Origin of the sequence: Paraburkholderia atlantica, from assembly GCF_009362785.1 — a bacterium.
Classification (GTDB): domain Bacteria; phylum Pseudomonadota; class Gammaproteobacteria; order Burkholderiales; family Burkholderiaceae; genus Paraburkholderia; species Paraburkholderia atlantica.
Genome location: NZ_WHNQ01000011.1, coordinates 167770 through 193489, shown reverse-complemented (window position 1 = coordinate 193489; position 25720 = coordinate 167770). Strand labels below are relative to the sequence as shown.

At 65.1% G+C, this 25720-nt stretch carries 23 protein-coding genes; 14 read left to right on the top strand and 9 right to left on the bottom strand.

The features are described 5' to 3' along the window. Nucleotides 1-21: 21 nt before the first annotated feature. Both GCT19_RS18210 and GCT19_RS18205 read left to right on the top strand, forming a co-directional pair. On the top strand, nucleotides 22-279 hold the full coding sequence (locus GCT19_RS18210; RefSeq protein ID WP_013092887.1) for a hypothetical protein: 258 nt from the start codon (nucleotides 22-24) through the stop codon (nucleotides 277-279). A 111-nt stretch (nucleotides 280-390) separates the two neighbouring features. Continuing rightward, nucleotides 391-990 (top strand): LysE family translocator, encoded by a 600-nt coding sequence (locus tag GCT19_RS18205; RefSeq protein ID WP_013092888.1) that lies wholly within the window; start codon nucleotides 391-393, stop codon nucleotides 988-990. A 30-nt stretch (nucleotides 991-1020) separates the two neighbouring features. On the opposite strand, the gene GCT19_RS18200 is transcribed toward GCT19_RS18205, so the two are convergent. The 4 genes from GCT19_RS18200 to GCT19_RS18185 all read right to left on the bottom strand — a co-directional run bounded on the left by GCT19_RS18200 (nucleotide 1021) and on the right by GCT19_RS18185 (nucleotide 6448). Continuing rightward, nucleotides 1021-2751 carry an FAD-dependent oxidoreductase gene (locus tag GCT19_RS18200; protein ID WP_152852686.1) on the bottom strand — a complete coding sequence of 577 codons (1731 nt, stop codon included), beginning with the start codon at nucleotides 2749-2751 and terminating at the stop codon, nucleotides 1021-1023. Between the two features lie 118 nt (nucleotides 2752-2869). After that, nucleotides 2870-3862, bottom strand: coding sequence for a DedA family protein/thiosulfate sulfurtransferase GlpE (locus tag GCT19_RS18195; protein ID WP_018438435.1), 993 nt, complete (start codon nucleotides 3860-3862; stop codon nucleotides 2870-2872). Between the two features lie 410 nt (nucleotides 3863-4272). Beyond that, complete coding sequence (locus GCT19_RS18190; RefSeq protein WP_008921056.1) at nucleotides 4273-4524, bottom strand: hypothetical protein; 252 nt, start codon at nucleotides 4522-4524, stop codon at nucleotides 4273-4275. 523 nt (nucleotides 4525-5047) lie between these two features. Beyond that, nucleotides 5048-6448, bottom strand: a complete 1401-nt coding sequence (locus GCT19_RS18185) for a GntP family permease (RefSeq protein WP_026229258.1) — start codon at nucleotides 6446-6448, stop codon at nucleotides 5048-5050. Nucleotides 6449-6776: 328 nt separating this feature from the next. Between GCT19_RS18185 and GCT19_RS18180 the strand changes: the two genes are divergently transcribed. From GCT19_RS18180 to GCT19_RS18150, 7 genes are all read left to right on the top strand, one after another. Next, nucleotides 6777-8243 (top strand): sigma-54 interaction domain-containing protein, encoded by a 1467-nt coding sequence (locus tag GCT19_RS18180; protein WP_152852685.1) that lies wholly within the window; start codon nucleotides 6777-6779, stop codon nucleotides 8241-8243. A 96-nt stretch (nucleotides 8244-8339) separates the two neighbouring features. Continuing rightward, complete coding sequence (locus tag GCT19_RS18175) at nucleotides 8340-8603, top strand: hypothetical protein (protein ID WP_018438438.1); 264 nt, start codon at nucleotides 8340-8342, stop codon at nucleotides 8601-8603. A 519-nt stretch (nucleotides 8604-9122) separates the two neighbouring features. Then, on the top strand, nucleotides 9123-9326 hold the full coding sequence (locus tag GCT19_RS18170) for a hypothetical protein (protein WP_018438439.1): 204 nt from the start codon (nucleotides 9123-9125) through the stop codon (nucleotides 9324-9326). A 143-nt stretch (nucleotides 9327-9469) separates the two neighbouring features. Then, nucleotides 9470-10669, top strand: a complete 1200-nt coding sequence (locus GCT19_RS18165) for a serine hydrolase domain-containing protein (RefSeq protein ID WP_152852684.1) — start codon at nucleotides 9470-9472, stop codon at nucleotides 10667-10669. Between the two features lie 124 nt (nucleotides 10670-10793). Beyond that, the gene (locus GCT19_RS18160; RefSeq protein WP_013092896.1) at nucleotides 10794-11093 is read left to right on the top strand and encodes an H-NS histone family protein; all 300 of its coding nucleotides are present in this window, start codon (nucleotides 10794-10796) and stop codon (nucleotides 11091-11093) included. A gap of 756 nt (nucleotides 11094-11849) precedes the next feature. Continuing rightward, nucleotides 11850-13451, top strand: a complete 1602-nt coding sequence (locus tag GCT19_RS18155; RefSeq protein ID WP_013092897.1) for a peptide chain release factor 3 — start codon at nucleotides 11850-11852, stop codon at nucleotides 13449-13451. A gap of 170 nt (nucleotides 13452-13621) precedes the next feature. Next, nucleotides 13622-16117, top strand: coding sequence for a GNAT family N-acetyltransferase (locus tag GCT19_RS18150; protein WP_321576822.1), 2496 nt, complete (start codon nucleotides 13622-13624; stop codon nucleotides 16115-16117). 41 nt (nucleotides 16118-16158) lie between these two features. Here GCT19_RS18150 and GCT19_RS18145 read toward each other — a convergent pair whose 3' ends face one another. Together GCT19_RS18145 and GCT19_RS18140 are read right to left on the bottom strand one after the other, a co-directional pair. Further along, nucleotides 16159-16704, bottom strand: a complete 546-nt coding sequence (locus tag GCT19_RS18145) for a hypothetical protein (protein ID WP_018438442.1) — start codon at nucleotides 16702-16704, stop codon at nucleotides 16159-16161. A 129-nt stretch (nucleotides 16705-16833) separates the two neighbouring features. Then, a complete protein-coding gene (locus GCT19_RS18140; RefSeq protein WP_013092900.1) occupies nucleotides 16834-17619 on the bottom strand; it encodes an IclR family transcriptional regulator in 786 nt (261 codons plus the stop codon). Nucleotides 17620-17868: 249 nt separating this feature from the next. On the opposite strand from GCT19_RS18140, the gene GCT19_RS18135 reads away from it, so the two are divergent. Genes GCT19_RS18135 through GCT19_RS18120 form a run of 4 tightly spaced genes read left to right on the top strand, consistent with a single transcriptional unit; the run spans nucleotide 17869 to nucleotide 21425 of the window. Next, entirely contained in the window at nucleotides 17869-18909 is a 1041-nt protein-coding gene (locus GCT19_RS18135; protein WP_152852683.1) for an aldo/keto reductase, read from the top strand. 7 nt (nucleotides 18910-18916) lie between these two features. After that, on the top strand, nucleotides 18917-19747 hold the full coding sequence (locus tag GCT19_RS18130) for an amidohydrolase family protein (protein ID WP_152852682.1): 831 nt from the start codon (nucleotides 18917-18919) through the stop codon (nucleotides 19745-19747). Nucleotides 19748-19780: 33 nt separating this feature from the next. Continuing rightward, nucleotides 19781-20524 (top strand): SDR family oxidoreductase, encoded by a 744-nt coding sequence (locus GCT19_RS18125; RefSeq protein WP_018438445.1) that lies wholly within the window; start codon nucleotides 19781-19783, stop codon nucleotides 20522-20524. Between the two features lie 52 nt (nucleotides 20525-20576). Further along, the gene (locus tag GCT19_RS18120) at nucleotides 20577-21425 is read left to right on the top strand and encodes an ureidoglycolate lyase (RefSeq protein WP_152852681.1); all 849 of its coding nucleotides are present in this window, start codon (nucleotides 20577-20579) and stop codon (nucleotides 21423-21425) included. An 86-nt stretch (nucleotides 21426-21511) separates the two neighbouring features. On the opposite strand, the gene GCT19_RS18115 is transcribed toward GCT19_RS18120, so the two are convergent. Continuing rightward, nucleotides 21512-21946 carry a PaaI family thioesterase gene (locus GCT19_RS18115; RefSeq protein WP_013092905.1) on the bottom strand — a complete coding sequence of 145 codons (435 nt, stop codon included), beginning with the start codon at nucleotides 21944-21946 and terminating at the stop codon, nucleotides 21512-21514. A gap of 284 nt (nucleotides 21947-22230) precedes the next feature. Between GCT19_RS18115 and GCT19_RS18110 the strand changes: the two genes are divergently transcribed. Then, entirely contained in the window at nucleotides 22231-23853 is a 1623-nt protein-coding gene (locus GCT19_RS18110; RefSeq protein WP_152852680.1) for a methyl-accepting chemotaxis protein, read from the top strand. A 130-nt stretch (nucleotides 23854-23983) separates the two neighbouring features. On the opposite strand, the gene GCT19_RS18105 is transcribed toward GCT19_RS18110, so the two are convergent. Together GCT19_RS18105 and GCT19_RS18100 are read right to left on the bottom strand one after the other, a co-directional pair. Then, nucleotides 23984-24187, bottom strand: a complete 204-nt coding sequence (locus GCT19_RS18105; RefSeq protein ID WP_013092907.1) for a cold-shock protein — start codon at nucleotides 24185-24187, stop codon at nucleotides 23984-23986. Nucleotides 24188-24488: 301 nt separating this feature from the next. After that, the gene (locus GCT19_RS18100) at nucleotides 24489-25622 is read right to left on the bottom strand and encodes an AGE family epimerase/isomerase (protein WP_152852679.1); all 1134 of its coding nucleotides are present in this window, start codon (nucleotides 25620-25622) and stop codon (nucleotides 24489-24491) included. Nucleotides 25623-25720 lie beyond the last annotated feature (98 nt).

Genomic DNA, 25720 nt, shown 5'->3' with positions numbered 1-25720 from the left:
TTAAAGGAGCGATGTTCGATCATGACGCAAGACGTTTCTCCCAAGCCGCCCTCCGACGATCGTCCCGAAATCGAGCAGCTCGACGCGGCGCTCAGTCACGTCGATCAGCAGATGTCGTCGGGTGGCATTGCGTCGGGCGCGGCGAAAGGCATTGTGTACAGTCTGATTGAAACGCTCGGCGCGCTGGTCGGTGATCCCGATCTGCCGGAGCACGCGCGTTCGGGGTACGAAGGGCTGCTGGAGGCCGCACGCGAGTTACGCGCGAAGCTGGAGCGCTGAGCGATGCGCTGAGTGGAACAGCTGAACCCGCGGGTCCTGTCCGCTTCGGCGTAGCCATCGTGCTGTCTGTGCTACAAAAGCGCACTGTGTAACTCACCGTGCGCTTTTTTTATGCTCTCTGCGACCGAGATCGCGTTGCTGGCCACCGGCATCATCGTGGTACTGGTGACGCCCGGACCCACCAACACGCTACTGGCGGCGGCCGGTTTGCGCGCCGGATTGCGCCGCGCGCTGCCGCTGATCGCTGCGGAACTGACGGGCTATCTGGTGTCGATCTCCGCGTGGGGACGCTTCTTCGCGCACGCGGCGCAAGCGTGGCCGTGGCTGCCGTCGCTGCTGCGCGTGGCCGCGAGTGTCTATATCGCGTGGCTTGCGCTCGAGATGTGGCGCGCGGCGGTGGCACTGCCCGGCTCGACGCAACGCGCTGGCAACGTGCGCGCGCTGTTCGTCGCGACCTTGCTCAATCCGAAAGGGCTGCTGTTCGGCGGCACGATCTTTCCGGCCGCCGCGTTCATGCATTTGCCCGCTTATCTGCTCGCGATGGGGATGTTCGCGTGCCTCGCCGCGCCGATCGCGCTCGCGTGGATCGGGTTCGGCGCCGCACTCGGCAGCGGGCGGCTCGGCTGGCTTGAACCGGCGAAGGTGCAGCGCGGCGCGTCGATCGTGCTCGGCGTGTTTTCGGTGTCGCTCGCGTGGGCCGCGTTGCACTGAAGACGCATGCGTTAGAGACCGCACCGAGACTCACGCACCGAGCGCCATCTCTTCCCCGTTCATCTGCGCCAGCAACTGGTGAATCTGCGCGACCACGGCCGCGCCTTCGCCGACCGCCGCGGCCACGCGTTTCGTCGACCCGGCGCGCGCATCGCCGATCGCATAGACCCCTTCGACCGTAGTCCCGAGATCGCATGCGGTGGCCGAGCCGTCCGCGCTGATGCCGGTCAGCACGAAGCCTTTCGCGTCGAGTTGCACGCCGCAGGTGCGCAGCCATTCGGTGTTCGGGTCCGCGCCTGTGAAGAGGAACAGATGACGCGTGTCGAAGTGATCGACGCCGTCGGGCAGCGGTCGCTTCAGCGCTACCGATACAAGCCCGTCCTCGTCGCCGTCGAGCCGGCCGACTTCCGAACCCGGATGCACGAACACGTTCGGCAGCGAGCGGATGCGGTCGATCAGATAGCGCGACATCGTCGCCTCGAAACCGCTGCGGCGGATCAGCACGTGAACCTTGGCCGCGTGCGTCGCCAGATAGACGATCGCCTGACCGGCCGAATTGCCGCCGCCCACCAGCACGACCTCCTGGCGCTTGCACAGCTTCGCCTCGACAGGCGACGCCCAGTAGTAGACGCCACGTCCGTCGAAGCGCTCGAGCCCGTCGAGCGCCGGGCGTCGGTACACGGCGCCGCTCGCGATCACGATCGCCCGCGCGCTGATGTGGCCGCCGCATTTCAGCTCCAGCCGATACGGCGACTCTCCGCAATGCAGCGCCTTCACGTTGACCGGGATCGCGACGTGCGCGCCGAACTTCTGCGCCTGCACGAATGCCCGGCCGGCGAGCGCCTGGCCCGAGATGCCGGTCGGAAAGCCGAGGTAGTTTTCGATGCGCGAGCTTGCGCCTGCCTGGCCGCCCGGCGCGCGGCTGTCGAGCACGATCACCGACAGGCCTTCGGAGGCCGCGTACACGGCCGCGGCAAGTCCCGCCGGCCCCGCGCCGACGATCGCGACGTCGTACACGTACGCGTCGTCGAGATCGGGCAGCAGGCCTAAGCGAGTGGCAAGCTCCGGCATGCTCGGATGACGCAGCACCGAGCCGTCCGGGCAGATCACGAGCGGCATGTCCTCGCGCTGCGCGGCGAACTGCTCGATCAGCCGCAGCGCATCTTCGTCTCGTTCGTCGAGCACTGAATGCGGATGGCCGTTGCGCGACAGGAAGCCCTGCAGCATCACGAGCCGCGCGTCATTGCTGTTGCCGACGAGGATCGGCCCGCCCGCGCCCTTTTCGATCAGCGACACGCGCCGCAGAATCAGAGCGCGCATGATGCGCTCGCCGAGTTCCGCTTCGGCAACGATCAGCGCGCGCAGCCGGTCGGGCGGAATCAGCAGCGCTTCGACGTCGCTGGTCGCGAGGCCGTTCACTAGCGAGGGCTTGCCCGACAACTGCCCGACCTCGGCCAGGAAATGTCCGGCGCCGCGCTCGCTGATCACATGCTCGCGGCCGATGCCGTCACGCTGATAAACCTTCACGCGCCCTTCGAGCAGCACGAACATGCCGGGGCCGGTGTGGCCGGTCTCGAACAGCAACTCGCCGGACTTCCAGCGACCAATTTCACCGAAGCGGCGTAGCCGGTCGATCTCGGCGCCAGTGAGCTCCGGAAACATCTGATGCATCCGTGTCGACAGCGACGAAAACGGCGCGTCGGCAATGACTCCCTGCTGTCCTGCTACCTCTTGAGTCGAAACGTCTTGAGTCGAAAGCATTGAACCGCTCCTTCGATGTTCATCGCACGATTGAACGCAAGGCAACGCAATGCGCGCTCGCACGCCGGGACGAGCCGTGCCGCCCGCGTGAGGGGGACGATGCCGCCGCTAATTTCTACTAGACGGCTTTGGGCGCGATATCGTCGACCGTGACTTCCGGCGGCGGCATTTCGGGCAGCGAGTCGACCGGCTTGCCCGAGTCGCGCCAGGCTTCCATGCCGCCGCGCAGCGGCAGCACGTCGGAGAAACCGGCTTCGGTGAGCTGCTTGGCCATCCATGCCGCGGAAATCTCGTTCGGGCAGGAGCAGTAGATCACGAGCTTCTGATCGCGTGGATAGGAGGCGACGATGCCGTCGAGTTGCCGTTCGTCGGCGAATTGCGCGCCTGGAATCACGAACGGATCGAGTTTGCGCTTCTCCTGCGAACGGATGTCGAACACGACCGGTGCCTGACCAGCCTTGAACAGCGTCGCGAGTTCGTCGACTTCGATGCGCGCGGACGCGAGCTTCGCAATCAACTGACGGCGGCGGACCCACCGGTACGCAGCGTACAGCGCCAGTAACGCGACGACGACCACCGCCGCCGTGCGCCCGAGCCGCCCGGCGATTGCGAACAGCATGTCGATCTGCCGCGCGAACAGCGCGCCGATGATCAGGCCGGTGCCGGACCACAGCGCGGCGCCGACGCCGTCGTAGGTGAGGAAGGTGCGGTAGCGCGTGCCCATCGCGCCGGCCATCGGGATCGACACGATCGACAGCCCCGGCACGAACTTCGCGACCGCGAGCACGCGCACGCCCCAGCGGCCGAAGAAGCGCTCGGTCTTTTTCACGCAGGTGTCGCGCGACAGCGACAGCCGGCAGATCGTCTTCAGCGTATTGCCGCCGTAGATGCGGCCCGCGAGGTACCAGGCGCTGTCGCCGATCAGCGTCGCGAAGATCGACAGCACGAGGACCGGCAGCAGCTGCGAGCCGACCGAGCCGGGGTGCATTGCGGCCATCGCGCCGAACAGCACGAGCGACGGCATTGCGGGCACCGGCAGCCCGAGCGCGGCGGCTAGCACGTTCGCGAAGACGAGCGCTGGTCCATATTGCGCGACGAGGTCATGTAGCATCGGTTTAACATCCGCGGCCCTTGCGGGCGCAGCGCGGTAAGGAACGCAAAGGGGAATGCAAGGATTATGGACGTATTTTCAAGACGTGCAACCGACCCGGAAACCGGCAGGCCTTCTGGCTGCGATCAGGTCTGCATATATGGCCGCATGCCCCGATACACAAGCGTGACGACCGCTTGTGACAAGTGGTTGAAGGCCGGGTAAGCATGCTCGACGAGGCGCGCGGAAGCGTTTGCAGAAACCCGTAGGAAAGCGGGGATTGGCGGTTCGAGCGGAACAGACGGAGGCATGGCGACGCGCGCGGGCGCGCCCAATGCGAATCATCCCGCGCTGACGCGTAAAAGGCGCGACGCAACCGGCGCGCGAGGCTGACGAGTCACGCGACGACGGTGATACGCCGCGTGCCTGCTTCACTGACGATGGTTGTGCTGTTCGCCCGGCAACTCGGCGCCATGCGCGCGGATCGCGGCGATCAGCTCCGCAGGCGTGATTTCGTAGCGCACTTCACGGTGTATGCCCGGCTTGCGCTCATCGACCTCGATCAGCAGGATGCCTTTGCCGTCTTCGGTCGATTCGAGGCGCAGCGAGCGAAGTTCGCGCGCCGTTGCGTCGTCGTATTCGGTGAGCAGGGCCATTGACCCGGAAGACCCGGTAATGCGCATCGAAGTTGTCCTTGTTGCGTTGGTGATGGAAACATTGTACGGGGCGGATGGCGTGCCGTCTGCCGCGTCGTCGTGCCGTGTTGCGTCTGCCTCCGTCTCTATCTCGCCCGGGTTTTAGTCGAGTGTGATCGCGCCGCTAGCGCATTCGCGGTTGCGGAGCGAGCAACCAGTTTAACGCGACTCCTCGTTGCGACGGATGCATTTTTCATGCCCCTCGGCGGCGCGACTTGCGTTCCGGTTTTGTCATCCGGGTGACGCGGGCGCGGGCTAGGCGGCGTCCGGCGACAATCTCGCCGTTGTTGGCGTCGCTCCCGGATTCCCTCACCTTTCGCGCACGAATCGCGCGCTGAAAAAAATAGCCCGTCCGGATAAGGACGGGCCGTTAAACGCCGTTGTTACTCGGGTCAGCCTGCCCTTGCAACATTGGGCGCTGACAACTCCATCCTCGTGCTTCGTAGGCGGACTGTCGAGGTGGGACTAATGCGGATCTATCAGATCAAAGTGCTGCTTTCCGGTTCGACGTTCACACGAGGCCGGTCGTGTAATAGACCAGGATCACGAAGAACACGGCGAGCGTCTTGATCACCGTGACCGCGAAGATGTCGCGATACGACTGCCGGTGCGTGAGACCCGTCACCGCTAGCAGCGTAATCACCGCGCCGTTGTGCGGCAGCGTATCCATGCCGCCGCTCGCCATCGCGACCACGCGATGCAGTACTTCGAGCGGAATGTTCGCGGCCTGCGCGCCCTTGATGAACGTATCGGACATCGCGGCGAGCGCAATGCTCATACCGCCCGATGCCGAACCCGTGATACCCGCCAGCGTGCTGACCGACACCGCGGCGTTGACAAGCGGATTCGGAATGCTTTTCAGCGCATTGCTGACAACGAGAAAGCCCGGCAGCGCGGCGATCACACCGCCGAAGCCGTATTCCGACGCGGTATTGAGCGACGCCAGCAGCGCGCCCGCCACCGCTGCCTTCGTGCCGACCGCAAAGCGGTGGCTGACGCGGCGGAACGCCGTCAAGATGACCATGATGATGCCGAGCAGCAGCGCGCCCAGCACGGCCCAGATCCCAACGAGGGCTTTGACGCTCGTTTCGACCGGTGCATGCAGGCCCGGCAGGATCTCCGGCGTGACCGTGAAGGACGGGCCGTACCAGGTCGGAATCCAGCGCGTCAGGAAGAAGTTCGCGACGCCGACCACGATGAGCGGCGCGATCGCCAGCAGCGGATGCGGCAGCTCTTTCGATTCGACGCGCTCCGGCTCGTTGACGAGTTCGGTGCCGTAACCCTCGCCGGTCGCCATCGCGCTGCGGCGCCGCCATTCCAGATATGTCAGACCCACCACGATGATGAACAGCGAGCCGAGCACGCCGAGCGTCGGCGCGGCCCACGAGGTGGTCTTGAAGAACGTCGTCGGGATGATGTTCTGGATCTGCGGCGTGCCGGGCAGCGAGTCCATCGTGAACGAGAACGCGCCGAGGGCGATCGCGCCGGGCATCAGCCGCTTCGGAATGTTGCTCTGGCGATACAGCTCGGCCGCGAACGGATAGACCGCGAACACGACGACGAACAGCGACACGCCGCCGTAGGTAAGCAGCGCGCACACCGCGACGATCACCGCGTTCGCGCGCGAGCGGCCGATATAGCGGATCGCGGCCGCGACGATCGACTCGGAGAAGCCCGAAAGCTCGATCACCTTGCCGAACACGGCGCCGAGTAGAAACACGGGGAAGTACAGCTTCACGAAGCCGACCATCTTGTCCATGAAGATGCTCGTGAAGACCGGCGCGACGGCGGCGGGCTCGGTGAGCAGGACGGCGGCGAGCGCCGCGATCGGCGCGAACAGGATTACGCTGTAGCCGCGATACGCGGCCAACATCAGAAACGCCAGCGCGGCGATAACGATGAGAAAGGTCATTGAGTCTCCATAGCCTGGTTGTTCTACCTTTTTGCCGTCCTGATCAAGCGACGGCGCGGCGCGGTCGATTTGCAGATTCCATGCCATGCCCGGCGTTTTGTCGCTGAAGCGCTGTGGCGCCTGGCGCGGGCGTGCAGCGGTGGCCCGAGGCATCGTTGGCGGATTGTACCCAGGTGTCTCCAAAACGGGACTTCAATCCGGTGAAGATCGCCAGAAACCAGGGTAAGTCATGATGCATAAGGGCTGTCGCCTGTCTCTATTTGGAGATAAATTCGTCTAGCAATTGAGATTGATTAGAAACAAAACGGTAAGCGGAGACAGCGACAGCATGATGACCGACTGGACGGGCCTGCCCGCCACCTATGACGACGTGCTTCGTCGCGCGATGGAATCGCTGTTTCGCACGTTCGAAAACTTCAGTGAAGGCACCTTCATCGTAGACGGGCAAGCGCGCGTTGTCTGGATCAATAAGCGGTATGCGGCGCGCTTCGGCTTTTCGGACCCGCAACAGGCGATCGGCCGCGATTGCGAAGCGGTGATCCCTAACAGTCTGATGCGCGAGGTCGTCAACACCGGCAAGCCGATCCTGCTCGACATCATGGAGACCGATCGCGAGCCGCTGGTCGTCACGCGCCTGCCGCTGAAGGACGATGCCGGCGCGACGATCGGCGCGGTCGGCTTCGCGCTGTTCGACGAGCTGAAAGCGCTGTCGCCGCTGTTTTCGCAGTACTCGCGGCTGCAGCAGGAGCTGATCGCGACGCGCCAGTCGCTCGCGCAGGCGCGCCGCGCGCGCTATACGTTCGGCAGCTTCGTCGGCACGAGCGCGGCATCGCTCGAAGTGAAGCGCCAGGCGCGGCGCGCCGCGCAACTCGAAGCGCCGGTGCTGCTGCTCGGCGAAACCGGCACTGGCAAGGAGCTGCTCGCGCATGCGATTCACGGCGGCTCGGCGCGCGCGCATAGGCCGCTCGTCAGCGTCAACGTAGCGGCGATTCCCGACACGCTGCTCGAAGTCGAATTCTTCGGCGCCGCACCCGGCGCGTACACCGGCGCCGATCGCAAGGGGCGGGTCGGCAAGTTCGAGCTCGCCAACGGCGGCACGCTGTTTCTCGACGAAATCGGCGACATGCCGCTGCCATTGCAGGGCAAGCTGCTGCGGGTGCTGCAGGACAAGGAGTTCGAGCCGCTCGGCTCGAACCGCGTCGTGCGTGCGGATGTGCGGATCATCGCGGCGACCTCGGCCGATCTGCCCGCGCTCGTCGCGGCCGGGCGTTTTCGCGCGGACCTGTTCTACCGGCTCAACGTGCTGACGATCCTTGCGCCCGCGTTGCGCGAGCGTCCGTCCGACATCGAGGCGCTCGCCTACGCGATGCTCGAAGATCTGGCCGCGCAGGCCGGCGGCGGCAGCCACTTCGAATTGCACGACGACGCGTTGCGGCTGCTATGCGCATACGACTGGCCCGGCAACGTGCGCGAACTGCGCAACACGTTGGAGCGCGCCGTGATGCTGTCCGACAGCGAACGCATCGATGCGCGCATCCTCGCGCCGTTCATCGGCTCGGGGCAGGGCGGTGCGGTGCCGCCGACGCGGACCCCGTCTGCCGCGGCCGCCAGCGTGGACGTGGCAGCCACCGCCGAAGCCACTTCGTGGAGCGACGCGATGGCCGCGTTCGAAAAGCGCTTTCTGTGCGACGCGTTGCGCGCGAACGGCGGCCGCGTGATCGACACTGCGAAACAGATCGGCATGGGCCGCGCGACGCTGTACAAGAAGATCGCCGCGCACGGCATCGACGTTTGACGCGCCGACCGCCGGCCGCGCCGCGCGAACTGACGCAGCACGAGGGCAGCGTGGCACAATCGCGAGATCGAAAAACAAGACGTGACCGGGGTCTCCATGAAACGCCTTTCCTTCTTCGCGCGCCGCTCGAGCGTCATGCTGGCCGCCGGCGCGATCGTCGTGCTTGGCGGTTGCAGCAGCAGTGCGCCGCTGTTCCTGCCGGACGGCCGCTCAACCACGCTCGTGCAATGCCCGGTCGGTTCCGACTCGTGCTCGCAACAGGCGGCCGCCAGTTGCAATGGCGCGTTCGACGTCGTGCGCCAGTCGAGCCAGGGCGGCACGTTGAGCCTGATCTACGCCTGCCGCGCGACCGCGAAGTAAGCACCTGGAGCAGCGCCAGTGCAACACCGGCGCACGCGGCTGACCGATTCGTAAGCCGCATTGGTTTTTTTCACCTGTTCCCAGTCATTCCCTGCCAATTCCCGATACGCTCGCGGTTAGCACATGGCTGTCATAAATTCATGCGCCTAATGTGTGTCCGATCCACGATTAGCATGCGAATTGGGTTAAGTAAGCCGCGCGCGGCATTTTTACAACGTTGAGTCGCCGCGCAGCGATTATCCTTTGCGCCCCGACAACGATTTATCTTTACCGTCGGGCTGTCGAACGAAGTTCAGTGCGGCAGGCAACGGAACGTGAAATTTGACGGCAGTATCCTGTTTAAATCGTTGGGAATTTAACTGCAGCGAGAAGAAAATGCCGGTTTTTTCCGGCACAGAAAAAGAAGAGGAAGGTTTTCCCGCCACTGGCGGACATTAGTTCGGGCCGCGCGGGCCAACGCGGCTTCATGCTTTCGATTTTTTTGCTTCAACACTAATTCAATAGAATCCGGGGAAAGCAATGAATCATCAGCAACTCGAAAAAGACATCGAGCATCTCGAACAGATAATTTCCCATATTTCGGCAGAAGACCGTATTCCGTTGTCTTACTGGCGAAACCGCCTCCAGCACGTTTCCGGCGCGGTTATCGTGCCGGCGCAGGCAACCCGCGTCAAACGCCTCGATGCCGCGCTTTGCGCATTGGAAAAACGGCAGAAAGCCTGAATGTCGTCACTGAGTCCGCCAACCGGAATTCGCAATTAGGAAAGCCGTCGTGTGCGCTCTCGCGGGACCGGTTATATCTTGCGGTTTGATCGCCAAAGCGACATGAGCGCGCGCACGCTTCCTTTCACCGACACGGGGCGAACATGCAGATAGCAGGACTTGCCGCGACCCGGCTCGCGATGCTGACCACCGCGATGCAGGGCTACGTGGAGCGCGGCGAAGTGGCGGGGGTGGTGTCGCTCGTATGGCGGCGCGGCGAAATCGGCTACTTCGAACCGATAGGTCTACGCGACGAAGCCGCGCAATTGCCGATGGAGCGCGACACGCTGTTTCGCATCGCGTCGATGACGAAGCCGGTGACGAGTGCCGCGATCATGATGCTGATCGAGGAAGACCGCCTCGCGCTCGATGCGCCCATTTCGCGGTGGCTGCCCGAGCTTGCGGCGCCGCGCGTGCTGCGAGATCCGAGCGGCCCGCTCCACCAGACCGATCCGATTCGCGCGCCGATTACGGTGCTCGACCTGCTCACGCATCGCGCGGGCTTCGCGTATCACTTCACGGCGACGGGTCCGCTTGCCGAAGCCTACACAGCCGCTTTCAACGGCTTCGAGGCGAGCGGCGGCAACAGCGCTTGGCTCGCGCGCATCGCCGCACTGCCGCTGATGTTCCAGCCCGGCTCGCGCTGGCACTACGGCGTGGCGACCGACCTGCTCGGCGTGCTGATCGAACGCGTGAGCGGCATGCCGCTCGGCGAGTTTTTCCGCACGCGCATTTTCGAGCCGCTCGGCATGCGCGACACCGCGTTCTGGGTGCCCGACGCGCAACTCGCACGCCTCGCCACCGCGTACAACATCGATCCGGGAACGCGGCGTCGCGTGGTCGAGGATCATCCGGCGGCGAGCCGCTGGGCCAATCCGCGGCGCTTTCAGAGTGGCGGCGGCGGGTTGATCTCGACCGCCGAGGACTATCTGCAATTCGCGCGACTGCTGCTCGGGCGCGGCCGCGTCGGCGATACGCGGCTGCTGTCGCATCGCTCGGTCGACCTGATGCGCAGCAATTTCCTGAGCCGCGACCAGCGCCGCTTGCCCGCCTTCGGTCACGTGATCTGGGCGGGGCAGGGTTTCGGCCTAGGCCTGTCGATCGTCGATGATCCGGCGCAGCAATTGCCGCTCGGCTATCGCTCGCTCGGCTCGTTCGGTTGGCCCGGCGCGTACGGCACGAGCTGGTTCGCCGATCCGGTCGAGAAGATGATCGGCCTGATGCTGATCCAGCGCCGCTCGATCGACCCGTTCCCGATGGCCATCGACTTCGAACGCCGCGTCTACGATGCGATCGACGATTGAGCGCGGCCGCCGCGCCTGCGCTCGGCCGCCCGATTCACTATCCTGTGGTTTATTCGTCTGATAGTGTCCGCCAAACATTCATCGCGATTCATCGCAGTGCGTCTAATCGAGGGGGAACACCGGCATGGCCTCTTACAAACAGTTGACTGCGCAACTCGAAAAACTCCATAAGGAAGTCGCAGCCGCGCGCGACAAAGAAGTCGCGCAAGCTATCGCCGATATCAAGCAGAAGATTGCCGAATACGACCTGACCGCCGAAGAACTCGGCTTCACGAGCGCCGCAGCGAAGCCGCGCCGCAAGTCGTCGGCGTCGGCGGTCGCCAAGTACCGCAATCCGAAGACCGGCGAAACCTGGAGCGGCCGTGGGCGCTCGCCGGCCTGGCTGGTCGGGAAAAATCGCGAACGGTTTCTGATCGAGGGTTGACTTCCGCCGTGGATGCCAATGCGTCCTTGTTCTCTGAAGTGATGCGTCGTTTGATTCGTTCCGCACCGTTGCGAAGGTCCCGAAAACGCTCACCTTTGCGTGACGCCTGAACGTGTACAGCGAGATTCATCGACGTATTCGCACTTCGCGGCTTGCTTCGGTGAGCCAGGCTTTGCCGAGCAGCGCACCGCGGCGGGTGCGAATCGTCATCGTGTCGCGTCGCCGCGCACCGCTCGCCGAAAACCCGCGCCAGCCTTTGCTGGCGGGCCTTTCCAGGCGTCGAGCCTGAGCCTGTTCGCAGCATTGCGACGCTTTACCGCAGTGTTCCCGCATATCGCGATTGTGGTGCGTGCGCCGCAGCAGGTGCGCGCGTGCGCTTCGCGATCCTCACCTTTGACCGTGAATCGATATCCGCGGCCGCAAGTCCCGAAAACGCTCACCTTTGCCAGCGAGCATGCGCGGCGCGCGCACGCTCGCGCCGTCGCCCTGTCCGACGCCGCAGCCCTTTCCCCCGGCCGTCGCGCCAGACGTGTATCATTCGCACCTTGCGCCGTTTTTGCGCCAGCGATTCCCGCATTGTCGAACGCTGGGTCGTGACCCGTTCGCCACCCGTTTTCGGACGCGGTGCCAGCACCGGCCGATTCCGGCCCGCGCCCGACTCCCGCAACTCGACGCCGCCGCGCCACGCGCGGCATAACCGGCCCGCCCAAAGCCGCCGGGAACCGCCCGAACCCCTTTCCGTGACCGCCAGACCCGATGTCAGTCTCCGAACTCAAACGCCGCCGCACGTTCGCGGTCATTTCCCACCCGGACGCGGGTAAAACCACGCTGACCGAAAAGCTGCTGCTGTTTTCGGGCGCGATCCAGATCGCCGGTACGGTGAAGGGCCGCAAGAGCAACCGCTACGCGACGTCCGACTGGATGGAGATCGAAAAGCAACGCGGCATTTCGGTCGCGAGTTCGGTGATGCAGTTCGAGTACGGCGACTGTGTGATCAACCTGCTCGACACGCCGGGCCACGAGGACTTCTCCGAGGACACCTACCGCGTGCTGACCGCGGTCGACGCCGCCGTGATGGTGATCGACGGCGCGAACGGCGTCGAAGCGCAGACGCTGAAGCTGCTCGAAGTCTGCCGCAGCCGCAAGACGCCGATCGTCACGTTCATCAACAAGCTCGACCGCGAAGTGCGCGAGCCGCTCGAACTGCTCGACGAAATCGAGCAGCACCTAGGCGTGGCGGCGGTGCCGTTCACGTGGCCGATCGGCATGGGCAAGGATTTTCAAGGCGTCTACGACGTACAGCGCGATCAGGTGCGCGTATTCCGTGCCGGTCAGGACACGGCCGGCGGCGCGGTCGAAACGCTGCAGGCACTGAGCAACGAGGAAGGCGAGCGCCGTTTCGGCCACGCGTGGGTCCGTGCGAAGGAAGAAATCGATCTGATCAGCGGCGCGACGCCCGAATTCGACCGTGAGCAGTTCCTCGCCGGGCAGCAGTCGCCGGTGCTGTTCGGCTCGGCGATCAACAACTTCGGTGTTAAGGAAATTCTCGACGCGCTGGTCGACCTCGCGCCGCCGCCGTCGATGCGCATGACCGTGCAGCGTCCGGTGCAGCCGGAAGAGTCGAAGTTCACCGGCGTCGTGTTCAAGGTGCAGGCGAACATGGACCTCGCGCACCGCGACCGCGTCGCGTTCATCCGCGTGTGCTCGGGACGTTTCGAGCGCGGCATGGCGGTGAAGGTCACGCGCTCGAACAAGACGTTCCGTGCGAACAACGTGGTCACGTTCCTGTCGCAGCGTCGCGAGACGGTGAGCGAGGCGTATCCGGGCGACATCATCGGTATTCCGAACCACGGCACGCTGAGTCTCGGCGATACGCTGACAGAAGGCGAGCAGCTTCAGTTCGTCGGCCTGCCGTTCTTCGCGCCGGAAATTTTCCAGACCGTCGAAGTGGTCGATCCGATGCGCGCGAAGCAGCTCGGCGAAGCGCTGAAGCAGCTCGGCGAGGAAGGCGCGATCCAGGTGTTCCGTCCCGAAGCGGGCGGTCTGATGATTCTCGGCGCGGTCGGGCAGCTGCAGTTCGAAGTGGTGTCGCACCGTCTGTCGACTGAATACAAGGTCGACGTGCGGATGGCGCCGGCGCGTTACCGGCTGTCACGCTGGGTGACCTGCGACGATGCGGCCGAGCTGCGCCGCTTCACCGATTCGTACTCGGCGCGGATCGCGCTCGATGCGTCCGATGCGCCGACCTATCTGGCCTCGCACGTGTCGGAGATCGAGGTCGCGCAGAAGGCGTGGCCGAAGATCGTGTTCAACGAGTTGCGCGAGCACTCGGGGGCGCCGTTCAGGAAGGCGATGTAAAGCCGCGAGTCCGCTGGCTTCGAAGCTAAAAAGCCGCGTCGTTCGACGCGGCTTTTTCTTTTCCGTCGCAACAACGTTCCGCGCCGGCGCGCGACTTCGCCTATGCTGACGGAACCACCCGCCCCGCCGCGAAGCCGGCTCCAATTCCTGTCCAACCGCATGGAGCGCCCGTGACCGTTCGCAACCTCGACGCGTTGTTTCGCCCGAAATCCGTCGCCGTGATCGGCGCGTCCGAGCGGCCGGGCAGCATCGGCGCGATGGTCTGGGCGCGTGTGCTCGAAGGCGGCTTCGACGGGCCGCTGTGGCCCGTTAATCCGAAGCACGCGACGCTCGGCGTCCACCCGGTGATTTCCGACGTCAGCGATCTGCCGCAGGCGCCCACCGTCGCGGTGATCTGCACGCCGCCCGCGACGTGGCCCTCGTTGATCCACAAGCTCGGCGGCATGGGCACGCGCGCCGTGATCATCGTCGGCGAGGTGCGCAGCGATGAAGACCGGCTCGAGCTGCGGCACGCGCTATCGGCTGCGCGGCCGCATCTGTTGCGCATCGTCGGGCCCGGTAGTCTCGGCGTGGTGTCGCCGGCGCTGGGCGCGCATCTGGGCGCGCCGTCTTGCACGGTCAAGGCGGGCGGCGTCGCGTGGGTGTCGCAGTCGAATGCGCTGACCAACGCCGTGCTCGGCTGGGCACGCGCGCGCGGGCTCGGTTTTTCGCACGCGGTGGCGCTCGGAGCGGAGGCCGACGTCGACGCCGGCGACGTGCTCGATTACCTCGCGAGCGACCCCGGCACCCGCGCGATCCTGATCGAACTCGACAGCGTGCGGGCGGCGCGCAAGTTCATGTCGGCCGCGCGAGCGGCGGCACGCAACAAGCCGGTGCTCGCGCTGCGCTCCGGCCGCGACGATCCCGCCGACGGTCTCTATACAGCGGCGTTCCGGCGCGCGGGCCTCGTGCGCGTCGACGCGCTCGACGATCTGCTCGACGAAATCGAAACGCTCGGCGTCGGCCGCGTGGCGGCGGGCGCAATCGCTACGCTGATCACCAGCGACCGCGGTCTCGCGACGCTCGCGCGCGATGCGTTCAGCGCCGCCGGCGGACTGCTCGCGCCGTGGCCGGCCGCGGCGTCGGACGCGCTGCGCGAGGCGCTGCCGCTGGCGGTCGGCGGCAATCCGCTACTGCTCGGCGACGGCGCGCGCCCTGAGCACTTCGGCGCCGCGCTGAAGCTGCTCGGCGAGTATCGCGAGACCGGCACCGCCGTCGTGGTGCACGCATCGACGCATGGCGCGCCCGTCGACGACGTCGCGCAGGCGCTGATCGAGCATCAGCGCTTTGCGTATCGCGGGCTGCTCGCGTGCTTCTTCGGCGGCGTGGATGCAGCGAGGCGCGACGCGCTGCATGCGCAGGGCATCCCGGTGCACACGACGCCGCAGCGGCTCGCGCGCGCGTTCGCCCGGCTGGTCGATTACCGGCTGGGCCGCGAACTGCTGATGCAAACGCCGGAAGGCCTGCCAGCGCAGATTCCCGACTCGATCGACGCCGCCCAAGCGCAGGCTCGCGAGGCGTTGGCGGCGGGCGAAAGCGAACTCGCCGGGGACGCGGCGGCGCGGTTCCTGGCGCGATTCGGGTTGCAGGTGGAGGGTGTGGAAGAAGGGGACGCCGCTGCGTCGGGCGCCGCTGCGCCGGACGCCGCTGCGCCGGACGCCGCTGCGCCGGACGCCGACACGCCGTGCGCCGATGCCGACAGCGCGACAAAACCCGTCGTCGACGTCGCCGTCGAACTGCACGACGACGACAACTTCGGCCCCGTGTTCCGCTTCGCCGCGCCGTCGATCGACGGCGTTTCCAGCGGGTTGCACGTGTATGGCCTGCCGCCGCTCAATCCGATGCTCGCGCGCGATATCGTCACGCGTTCGCAATACGCAAGGCTGGTCGCGCCGGAGCCGACGCTCGCCGCGTTGACGGCGTTGTCGCAAGCGGTTTGCGACGTGCGCGAGATCGTCGGCCTGTCGCTGAAGCTCAGGGTCTACCGGGACCGCGTGACGGTGGTCGACCCCGTGTTGCGGGTTGGCGGAAAGCGCAGCCGTCTCGCGATCGTGCCGTATCCGCGCCGCTTCGAGGAAACGATCGACTGGCAAGGTATGCGCATAACGGTGCGGCCGATTCGCCCGGAAGACGAAAACGCGCATCGCGAGTTCGTGAACGCGATGACGCCGGAAGATTTGCGGCTGCGTTTTTTTGGCGCGGTCGGCAGTTTCGAGCACTCGCAACTCGCGCGCATGACGCAGATCGATTACGACCGGGAAATGGCGCTGATCGCGACGGTCGACAACGAAGACGGCGTCGCACAGACGCTCGGCGTTGTGCGCGCGGTGGCCGATCCCGACAACGAGACGGCCGAATTCGCGGTGACCGTGCGCTCGGACCAGAAGGGGCGCCGCCTCGGCCAGTTGCTGATGCAGCGGATCATCGCGTACGCGCGGGCGCGCGATACCCACTGGCTGATCGGTGAAGCGCTGCGCGAGAACACCGCGATGATCGCGCTGGCGAAGGCCAGCGGCTTCACGATCACGCGGACCGAGGACCCCGGCGTGGTCGGCTTCCGGATGGCGCTCGACGAACCGGCGGGGGCGGACCCGAAGTCCGCCGCGAAGAATCAGCCGGGGCATTGAGCGCTGACGTCGCGAGCCGCCCAACGCACGGTTTCATCACATCACGCCGCCAGCTTTTGCGCCGCCTCATCGACCTGCGCGCGCGTGACCGACAGCTCATCGAGCCACGCCTGTGCATACACCGCGCCGGTTTCGCGTTCGAGCCGCGCGATCGTCGCCGCGCAGCGGTTCGCGTCCTTCAGCGTCGAAATGAACGATTTCACCGACTCGCCGCCCTTGAACGCGTCGAACAGCGGCACGCGAATTTCATCGGGCAGCGGGCGGGTGGTCCATTGGTACGGCTTGCCGTTGAACGTCAGCGACGGCGGCAGCATGCGCTCCTTGCGCGCGGCCGGGATCAGGCCATAGGTGCGCGCCGCTTCGCCGATCTGCTCGGGCGAAAACAGCTCGTCGGGCGTGATGTCGAATTGCTGGATGAAGGTCTCGATGCTTTGCATCGCGGCGGCGCGGTCGTCGCGGCGCTTCTGCGCGTGAGCGACGATGTCGCGCAGTTCATCGGCTTCTGCGGCGGTGATCATGAAGCTCGACTGCTTCTGCTGGAGTTCGGAAAAACGCTGGAATTCGGAATCGGTCAGAAGTTTGGCCATTGCTCAATCGATGCGCGCGCATGAGCCCGTCATGCGGCGTTATTTTGGAAGGGCCGCCATTCTAAACCATGTGCGAATGCGTGCCGCCGCGCGAGCCGTCGCCGCGCAAAATACCGCGCGCCTTGCCGATCAGGCGGCTTGCTCGCGGAACATCGACAGCGCCTGCACCGTGTCACGCAGCAGCGTGGTGGCCGCTTCGAGCGTCGGCGCGACGTACTCGTCGATCCGCCGCAGATACGGACAGGTGAGCACCGCGATCGCCTGTCCCGACGGCGCGAGGATCGGGAACGTCACGTCGGTGACGCCGAAGGTCTGCTGGCTGTCCTTCTGCCAGAAACCCGCCGCGCGGATGCGCTCACAGGCCTCCTCCAGCGCGTCGCGATCGAGCGTTACTTCGCCCTTCACCTTGGTGTGCTCGGCAAGCATCTGCTGACGCTGCTCGACGCTCTGGAACGCGAGCATCACGCGCCCCGAGCCGGTGTCGATCAGACCGACCCGCGAGCCGAGCCGCACAGACATACCCCACGAGCCCGGTCCGTCGACCTGGGCGATCACCAGCAAGTTGCCGCGGTCGTAGACGACGAGGTGGCACGACTGCTCGGCCGCGTCGGCGAAGCGCTGCATCAGCGGCAACGCTTCGGCGATCAGCCGGTTCATCGGCGGATGCCGGTGCGCGAGCGCGAACAGCTTCAGGCTCAGCGAGTAGCGGTCGCCGGCCGCCGAGCGCACCACGTATTGACGCGCGACGAGGCGTTCGAGCATCCGGTACATCTCGCTCGCGTTGCGGCCCAGCTGCCGCGTGATTTCGGCGCGCGTGAGTCCTTCCTTCTGCTCGGACAGCAGCTCGAGAATGTCGAGGCCCTTGTCGAGCGCGGGGGCGCGGTAGCGGTCGTCGTCTTTGTCTTCGGCGTCCATCGTGAGGGTCGGGGTCTCGTCCGGAGTTCTTATTATCTGGTGCGAGCGCAGCGTTTCGCGAACTGAATGTCTGCTGTCCAGGGAAAACCCCGGGCATCCGCGTCGCGCAGTTTTCTTGACTTGTAAAAATTCGAATATGAATAATACGTTCATTGGTGAATGAATGCACGCGTGAGCAAGACGCGCCCCTTGCGGCTGCGCGTTGGACCCGGCGCATGGTAAAAACACCACAAATAGGGAGACACGCTCATGTCGGCATCGATCGGATCGAAGATCGGGCAGCGGCGCCGTATCGGCCGGGGCTCGTTGCAGGTGAGCGGACTGGGGCTCGGCACGGCGCCGCTCGGCGGCCTGTACCGCGACCTGTCCGACGAGGAGGCCCATGCGACCATCGCCGCCGCGTGGAACGCGGGCGTGCGCTACTTCGACACCGCGCCGCACTACGGCAACACCAAGGCCGAGCATCGGCTCGGCGCCGCGTTGCGTCACTATCCGCGCAGCGAATATGTGCTGTCGACCAAGGTCGGCCGCCGCTTCGTGCCGCGCACGTCGCCATTCGACGACCGCGAAGGCTGGCAGAATCCGCTGCCGTTCGAAGCGATCTACGACTACACGCACGACGGCATTCTGCGTTCGTTCGAGGACAGCCAGCAGCGCCTCGGCATCATCGATATCGACATCCTGCTCGTGCATGACATCGGCCGCGTCACGCATGGCGACCAGCATCCGCACTACTGGCGGCAACTGACCGAAGGCGGCGGCTTCCGCGCGCTGGAGCGCCTGCGCTCGACGGGCGCGATCAAGGCGGTCGGCCTCGGCGTCAACGAAGGCGCGGTGATCCTCGACGCGATGGCCGAGTGCGATATCGATTGCGCGTTGCTCGCGGGGCGTTATACGCTGCTCGAGCAGACCACCCTCGACGACCTGCTGCCCGCCTGCGAGGCGCGCGGCGTCAGTATTCTGCTCGGCGGCGCGTTCAATTCGGGCATTCTGGCGCGCGGCGTCGAAGGCGATCTGAAGTTCAATTACGGCGCGGCGCCGCCCGAGGTGATCGAGCGCGTCGCGCGTCTGGAGGCGGTATGCCGCGCGCACAATGTGCCGCTCGCCGCCGCCGCATTGCAGTTTCCGTATGCGCATCCGGCGGTCGCCACCGTGCTGACCGGCGCGCGCAGTGCCGACGAATTGCGCGAGAACGTCGCGTCGTTCGAGCAGCCGATCCCCGCGGCCTTGTGGTCCGCATTGCGCGACGCGGGCCTGCTCGACCCCCGCGCGCCCGCGCCCGAGGACTGAACCGACCATGCCGATCGATGCTCACCAGCACTACTGGGACCCCGCGCGGGGTGACTACGAGTGGCTGACGCCGGAGCTGAAAATCCTCTATCGGCCATTCGGTCCTGATGATCTGAAGCCGTTGCGCGAACAGGCCGGCATCGAGCGGACCATGGTCGTGCAGGCCGCGCCGACGCTCGACGAGACCCGCTACCTGCTCGATATCGCGCGACACGAGCCGTCGATCGCGGGCGTGGTCGGCTGGGTGCCGCTGCTGTTGCCGAACGCGCCCGATCTGATCGAGGCGCTCGCGCGCGAGCCGAAGTTCAAGGGCGTGCGGCCGATGCTGCAGGACCTGCCCGACGACGGCTGGATCGCGAACCCCGACCTCACGCCGGCAATCGACGCGCTGATCGCCCACGACCTCGCGTTCGATGCGCTGATCTACGCGCGTCACGTGCAGTACGTCGAGATCTTCGCGCAGCGTTTTCCGGCGTTGCGCATGGTGGTCGATCATGGCGCGAAGCCGCCGATCCGCTTCGGCCAGGCGGGCTACGAGGTATGGCGCGATGCGATTACCCGGCTCGCCGCATTCCCGCAGGTGCATTGCAAGCTGTCGGGTCTCGCGACCGAGGCGTCGCCGGGCTGGACCGAGGACACGCTGCGGCCCTACGTCGAGCATCTGCTGAACACGTTCGGCCCCGCGCGGCTCATGTGGGGCAGCGACTGGCCCGTGCTCGAACTGAACGGCGACTATCTGCTGTGGCATTCGGTGGCGACCACGCTGCTCGCGTCGTTGAGCGATGCCGAGCGCGACGCCGTGTTCGGCGACAACGCCGCCGCGTTTTACCGGCTTTGATTTCGTTAGCAGCCCATTCAACTGGAGTCGTAGATGACACAAAGACTGGCCGGCAAAACGGCCCTGATCACCGCGGCGGGACAAGGTATCGGTCTCGCCACCGCCGAACTTTTCGCGCGCGAAGGCGCGCGCGTGATCGCCACCGATATCCGCATCGACGGACTCGCCGGCAAGCCGGTCGAGGCGCGCAAGCTCGACGTGCTCGACGGCGCGGCGATCAAGGCGCTCGCCGCGGAAGTCGGCACCGTCGACGTGCTGTTCAACTGCGCGGGCTATGTGCATGCGGGCAATATCCTCGAATGCAGCGAGGAGGACTGGGATTTCGCGTTCGATCTCAACGCGAAGGCGATGTACCGTATGATCCGCGCGTTCTTGCCGGCCATGCTGGAACGGGGCGGCGGCTCGATCATCAACATGTCGTCGGCGGCGTCGAGCGTGAAGGGTGTGCCGAACCGCTTCGCGTACGGCGCGTCGAAGGCGGCGGTGGTCGGGTTGACGAAGTCCGTCGCCGCGGATTTCGTCACGCGTGGTGTACGCTGTAACGCGATTTGCCCGGGCACGGTGTCTTCGCCGTCGCTCGAACAGCGAATCGCCGCGCAGGCGCAGGCGCAGGGCGCATCGGTCGATGCGGTGCAGGCCGCGTTCGTCGCGCGTCAGCCGATGGGCCGCATCGGCAAGCCGGAGGAAATCGCCGCGCTCGCGCTGTATCTCGCGTCCGACGAGTCGTCGTTCACGACGGGCCAGCTCCATGTGATCGACGGCGGATGGTCGAACTGATTCTGATTGATTGACGAACCGAACACTACTGAACGTAAAGGAAAGTGCAACGATGAAACTGCTTCGTTATGGGCCGAAGGGCCAGGAAAAGCCGGGCCTGCTGGACGCGCAAGGCAAGATTCGCGATCTGTCGAAGGTGGTGGGCGATATCGACGGCGCTGTGCTCGGCGATGAAAGCCTCGCGAAACTGCGTGCACTCGATCCGGCAACGCTGCCGGTCGTCGAAGGCAATCCGCGCGTGGGCCCGTGCGTCGGCAAGGTCGGCAAGTTCATCTGCATTGGCCTGAACTACGCGGATCACGCGGCGGAATCGAATCTGCCGGTGCCGGCCGAACCGGTCATCTTCAACAAGTGGACGAGCGCGATCAGCGGCCCGAACGACGACATCGAAATCCCGCGCGGTTCGAAGAAGACCGACTGGGAAGTGGAACTCGGCGTCGTGATCGGCAAGGCGGCGAAATACGTCGACGAAGCGAACGCGCTCGAGCACGTGGCCGGCTACTGCGTCGTCAACGACGTGTCGGAGCGCGAATGGCAGATCGAGCGCGGCGGCACGTGGGACAAGGGCAAGGGCTTCGACACGTTCGGCCCGATCGGCCCGTGGGTCGTCACGCGCGATGAAGTCGCCGATCCGCAGAACCTGAGCCTGTGGCTCGAAGTGGACGGCCATCGCTACCAGAACGGCAGCACGAAGACGATGATCTTCAGTGTCGCGAAGCTGGTGTCGTATGTGTCGCAGTGCATGAGCCTGCAGCCGGGCGACGTGATCTCGACCGGCACGCCGCCGGGCGTCGGGATGGGCGTGAAGCCGAACCCGGTATTCCTGAAGCCGGGGCAGACGGTGCGTCTGGGTATCGAAGGGCTGGGCGAGCAGACGCAGAAGACTAACGCGGCTGAGTAACGCGCTTTCTCTTTCTGTCGTATCGCTGTGAAATGAAAGGCCGTTCCTGTTACGCGCAGGAGCGGCCTTTTTCATACCGCGCGGCTTTAATTCCCCGCCTCCTGCTCCCCATTCTCCCCGATCCGATTCACGGTCCCCTGCGCAACCGCCACCAGCTTTTCGCGATTCCCCTCCATCACGAACACGCTGCACTGGCAGGTGGCCTGATGCCGGCCCGCATAGACGACGCTAGCGCGCGCGATCAGCGTGCCCTTCACTGCCGGGCGCAGATAGTTGATCTTGTATTCACCGGTCACGACTCTCGGACCCAGCGACAGCGCGCCCGCGAACGTCAACGCATTGTCGGCGAGATAGCTGATGACGCCGCCATGCACGAAACCATGCTGCTGCCGCAGTTCATCGCGAATCGGCAGACACAGGGTGAGCTCTTCGCTGCTGGCGTGCATCAACTCCGCGCCCAGCAGCATGCTGAACGGCTGGGCGTGCAGTGCGCCGCGCGCCCGGTCGAGTAGGTCTGTCATCGTGGTTCCTTCATGCAGGGTCGGGGTGGTGCATCGGTGCAACGGAGCATCCGCGCGGCGAGCGCCAGGCGGTCCCTACCCACTCTAGGAAGTGCCGCTGCGCTGCGCAAGGTGAATCCTCGCGATGAGCGACGCATTGTTGCGCAAAACAACGTCAATCGCGACGATCGCCGATGAAACCTGCACGTAGAGCGCTTTTTGCGTGAATTGGCCTCAAGCCGTCATTCACCCTGCCGTTAACCCTGGGTGTAGCCCTCGTCATTCTTTGTTCCCAGGTGTCCCCGATGTTTAGCAAGATCAAGGTCGCATCCGGCCTGCTATGTGTTCTGGCCGCGTTCTGCGTCTTCCAGCTCGTCACGGTAGGGTTGGGCTTCTGGTCGCTGACGCGCACGCACGACGACGTCGGCGATCTGTCGAGCATCGCACTGAAGCAGGTCGACGCGGTCAACCAGACGACGCAGCGCCTGATGGATGCGCGCATCAACCTGTCGCGCGCCGGCACGCGCATGGTGCGTGGGGGCACCGAGCCCACGGACATCGTGCAGCACGCTCGCGAACAGCTCGTTGCCGCCGATCAGTCTTTCGCGGCCTTCATGAGCGCCCGGAAGACCAGCGACGAAAACAGCGCGCGCGCCACGGCGCTCGCCGAACGCTACAAGGCGCTGCACGGTGCGCTCGCGGAGCTCGTGCAGTATCTCGACTCGAACAATATCCAGGCCTTCCTCGATCAACCCACGCAATCGTTTCAGGATGCGTATCTGGCGGAAGTGCACAACTTCGAGCAATTCGGCGACGCCGCGAGCCGCGCGTCGCTCGATTCGATCGATGCGCGCATGGCGGCGTTTCGCACAGTCAGCGTGGTGATTCTGCTCGCGCTCGTGGCCGGCACGCTCGCCGTCTATACGGCGCTGCGCCGCGGCGTCGTGGCACCGCTCGAGGAGGCGGGCCGCCACTTCGAGCGCATCGCGCAAGGCCGTCTCGATCAACCGATCGCCGCGCGAGGCAGCAACGAAATTGGCCGCCTGTTCTCGGGCCTCGCCACGATGCAGGCGAGCGTCGCACGCACCGTCAGCAGCGTGCGCGAATCGGCCGACTCGATCCATCTGGGCGCCAACGAAATCGCGACCGGCAACGCCGACCTGTCCGCGCGCACCGAAAACCAGGCGGCATCGCTCGAGGAAACGGCGTCGAGCATGGAAGAACTGACGGCGACCGTGCGCCAGAACGCCGATCGCGCGCGCGAAGCCAACGCGCTCGCCGAGACCGCGCTCGACGCGACGTCGCGCGGCAGCGAAGTCGTCAACCAGGTGGTCGACAAGATGCACGGCATCGCGCAAAGCTCGGACAAGATCGCCGAGATCATCTCAGTGATCGACGGCATCGCGTTCCAGACCAATATCCTCGCGCTCAATGCCGCCGTCGAGGCGGCACGTGCTGGCGAGCAGGGCCGCGGTTTCGCGGTCGTGGCCGGCGAAGTGCGCGGCCTCGCGCAACGCAGCGCGCAATCGGCGAAGGAAATCAAGACGCTGATCAGCGAATCGGTTGCGGAGATTCAGGGCGGCTCGACGCTCGTCGAGCGCGCCGGCGAAGCGATGAACCATGTGTCGGCGTCGATCTCGCGCGTCACGCAGATGATGGCCGAAATCAGCGCGTCGTCGCTCGAGCAGAGCACAGGTATCGAGCAGGTGAACCAGGCGGTCGTGCAGATGGATGAGATGACGCAACAGAACGCGGCGCTCGTCGAGCAGGCCGCGGCTGCTGCGGCTTCGCTGCATCAGCAAACCGAGCAATTGAAACAGGCAGTTTCGGTATTCGAAATTTCTGAAAGTGTGTTGCGCACGCAACAGCGTGGAGCAATCTCCGCGGCAAATACTGAATACGCATTAACCGTGGCACATGACCTTTAAGGCGGCCACGCTTGAAAGCGATGCAGAAATAGAAAATGGCTCGCATATTGCGAGCCATTTGCATTAGACGCGAGGGCCTGTAGAGGCGCCTATCGTGACGTCCAAGTCTGTCTCAAAGTACCTGAGGTACTTAGATCGACTGGATGTTTGCAGCCTGCTTGCCCTTCGGGCCTTGCTTGACTTCGAACGACACTTTCTGGTTTTCCTGCAGGGACTTGAAGCCCGATGCCTGGATTTCCGAGAAGTGTGCAAACAGGTCTTCGCCGCCGTCGTCCGGGGTGATGAAGCCAAAGCCCTTTGCATCGTTAAACCACTTAACAGTACCTGTTGCCATTTTTGATCCAAATAAATGTTGTGTATTGCATCGCGACCGCCATTGCTCGAATGCAACAGCGAGCGCGAGGGGAGAGTTGTATCACGTCTTTGTGACAGACGCCAATCAACATGCATCCGGGTATTCCCCGGTTTTGATGTTTTTTCGCGCTTGCAGAACGTCTGACGAGAACTTTTTTGCGCCAGGGTTTACCAGCGGCATTAAATTTCCTCGCGACGCGGCCGCGGACATTCGTCCATCCGTGCCGCTCGTTATTGAGACGATCGAGCGCCGAATTTCATCTATCGATGTGCAAATTCAGCTAAGTTCCAGCGCCCGATTCGGCAGTCACGGGCAGCGCCGCATAGGCGGTAGCCAGGTGATAGGGCGTGGTTGACGGCATGTCGGCGCGCGCAACTTCACCGCTCGAGGTCTTGCATTCGAACCAGCCTTGGTCATGCAAAAAGCATCGCTGAAAACGCGCGATCTGTTGCGGCAACGCCGCGCGCACGGCCGGATCGTCGTGACAGGCGAGTGCGCGCAGGTATTCCGTCTGCGCCCAGATCCGCTGGGTCGCGTCACTGACGTTGCCGCCCTCGTCTAACGATGCGCACACCCCGCCGTTGTTCGAGTCCACGCCATGCTGCTGCGCGAAGGCGAAAGCGCGCGCCAGCGTTTCGGTTAGCCCCGTGCCGTCGAACAGCGCGCCTGCCTGCCCGACCAGCCAGTACCACTCGAACTGATGTCCCGGCTCCAGGCGATTGCCGCTCGCCCCGATCGGCAATTCGGCGATGCAGCCGCTCGGCGCATGCACGAAGTGCCGCGCGACCGCCTCAGCGAGGCGGCGCAACGCGGCGCCGAAGACGTTATCGCGCGTCGCCTGGCAGGCGGCGAGCCACGCTTCGGTCAGGTGCATCAGCGGATTCTGCAGCGGCGTAGCGGTGACCTTCGAAAAGTCGACGTTCAGCGCGGCGTTGAACAGATCGCCGTCGGCCGCGAAGTTCGACTGGATCAGCGCGGTCGTGCTGTGCACGAGCTTCAGCGCGTCGAGGTTGTCGGAGCGCCGCGCGTATTCCGCGCAAGCGAACACGACGAACGCGTGCGTGTAGAGGTCTTTGGTCGTGTCGAGCGGCGCGCCGAGCGCGTCGACGCTGTAAAACCATCCACCGTGGTCGGTGTCCCGAAAGGTTCGTGTTAGAGAATCGAAAAGCACTTGTGCGTGTTCCATGTCGCCCGCTTGCGCAAACGTGAACAACTGCCGCGCGCAGGCCATCGCTCGATAGCGTTGCGCGGGTAGCGGCTCGCCTCCGGTGGCGTCGAGCGCTTCGTAGGGCAGCTGCAACGCGTGGTTGAAGCCGGGCCCGCGCCACATCGGCAGCACCACGTTCGCGAAGTGCTCGCGCAGCGCGTTCGCGACGGTGATCGTCGAAGCAGGGGGAGGGGTCGTGCTTGGCATGGTCGGTTGGTTCGGGCGCGTAGCGTGCGCAGTGTATCGAGGCGGCGTTCAGGGTGGCGGTTCAGGGTTCCGCTCGGCCAGGTCGCTGTGGTCTGCGG

Excerpts from the sequence above, each read along its gene's own strand:
- GCT19_RS18210 (WP_013092887.1), top strand. The coding sequence starts at position 22 with ATGACGCAAGACGTTTCTCCCAAGCCGCCCTCCGACGATCGTCCCGAA.
- GCT19_RS18205 (WP_013092888.1), top strand. The coding sequence starts at position 391 with ATGCTCTCTGCGACCGAGATCGCGTTGCTGGCCACCGGCATCATCGTG.
- GCT19_RS18200 (WP_152852686.1), bottom strand. The coding sequence starts at position 2,751 with ATGCTTTCGACTCAAGACGTTTCGACTCAAGAGGTAGCAGGACAGCAG.
- GCT19_RS18195 (WP_018438435.1), bottom strand. The coding sequence starts at position 3,862 with ATGCTACATGACCTCGTCGCGCAATATGGACCAGCGCTCGTCTTCGCG.
- GCT19_RS18190 (WP_008921056.1), bottom strand. The coding sequence starts at position 4,524 with ATGCGCATTACCGGGTCTTCCGGGTCAATGGCCCTGCTCACCGAATAC.
- GCT19_RS18185 (WP_026229258.1), bottom strand. The coding sequence starts at position 6,448 with ATGACCTTTCTCATCGTTATCGCCGCGCTGGCGTTTCTGATGTTGGCC.
- GCT19_RS18180 (WP_152852685.1), top strand. The coding sequence starts at position 6,777 with ATGATGACCGACTGGACGGGCCTGCCCGCCACCTATGACGACGTGCTT.
- GCT19_RS18175 (WP_018438438.1), top strand. The coding sequence starts at position 8,340 with ATGAAACGCCTTTCCTTCTTCGCGCGCCGCTCGAGCGTCATGCTGGCC.
- GCT19_RS18170 (WP_018438439.1), top strand. The coding sequence starts at position 9,123 with ATGAATCATCAGCAACTCGAAAAAGACATCGAGCATCTCGAACAGATA.
- GCT19_RS18165 (WP_152852684.1), top strand. The coding sequence starts at position 9,470 with ATGCAGATAGCAGGACTTGCCGCGACCCGGCTCGCGATGCTGACCACC.
- GCT19_RS18160 (WP_013092896.1), top strand. The coding sequence starts at position 10,794 with ATGGCCTCTTACAAACAGTTGACTGCGCAACTCGAAAAACTCCATAAG.
- GCT19_RS18155 (WP_013092897.1), top strand. The coding sequence starts at position 11,850 with ATGTCAGTCTCCGAACTCAAACGCCGCCGCACGTTCGCGGTCATTTCC.
- GCT19_RS18145 (WP_018438442.1), bottom strand. The coding sequence starts at position 16,704 with ATGGCCAAACTTCTGACCGATTCCGAATTCCAGCGTTTTTCCGAACTC.
- GCT19_RS18140 (WP_013092900.1), bottom strand. The coding sequence starts at position 17,619 with ATGGACGCCGAAGACAAAGACGACGACCGCTACCGCGCCCCCGCGCTC.
- GCT19_RS18135 (WP_152852683.1), top strand. The coding sequence starts at position 17,869 with ATGTCGGCATCGATCGGATCGAAGATCGGGCAGCGGCGCCGTATCGGC.
- GCT19_RS18130 (WP_152852682.1), top strand. The coding sequence starts at position 18,917 with ATGCCGATCGATGCTCACCAGCACTACTGGGACCCCGCGCGGGGTGAC.
- GCT19_RS18125 (WP_018438445.1), top strand. The coding sequence starts at position 19,781 with ATGACACAAAGACTGGCCGGCAAAACGGCCCTGATCACCGCGGCGGGA.
- GCT19_RS18120 (WP_152852681.1), top strand. The coding sequence starts at position 20,577 with ATGAAACTGCTTCGTTATGGGCCGAAGGGCCAGGAAAAGCCGGGCCTG.
- GCT19_RS18115 (WP_013092905.1), bottom strand. The coding sequence starts at position 21,946 with ATGACAGACCTACTCGACCGGGCGCGCGGCGCACTGCACGCCCAGCCG.
- GCT19_RS18110 (WP_152852680.1), top strand. The coding sequence starts at position 22,231 with ATGTTTAGCAAGATCAAGGTCGCATCCGGCCTGCTATGTGTTCTGGCC.
- GCT19_RS18105 (WP_013092907.1), bottom strand. The coding sequence starts at position 24,187 with ATGGCAACAGGTACTGTTAAGTGGTTTAACGATGCAAAGGGCTTTGGC.
- GCT19_RS18100 (WP_152852679.1), bottom strand. The coding sequence starts at position 25,622 with ATGCCAAGCACGACCCCTCCCCCTGCTTCGACGATCACCGTCGCGAAC.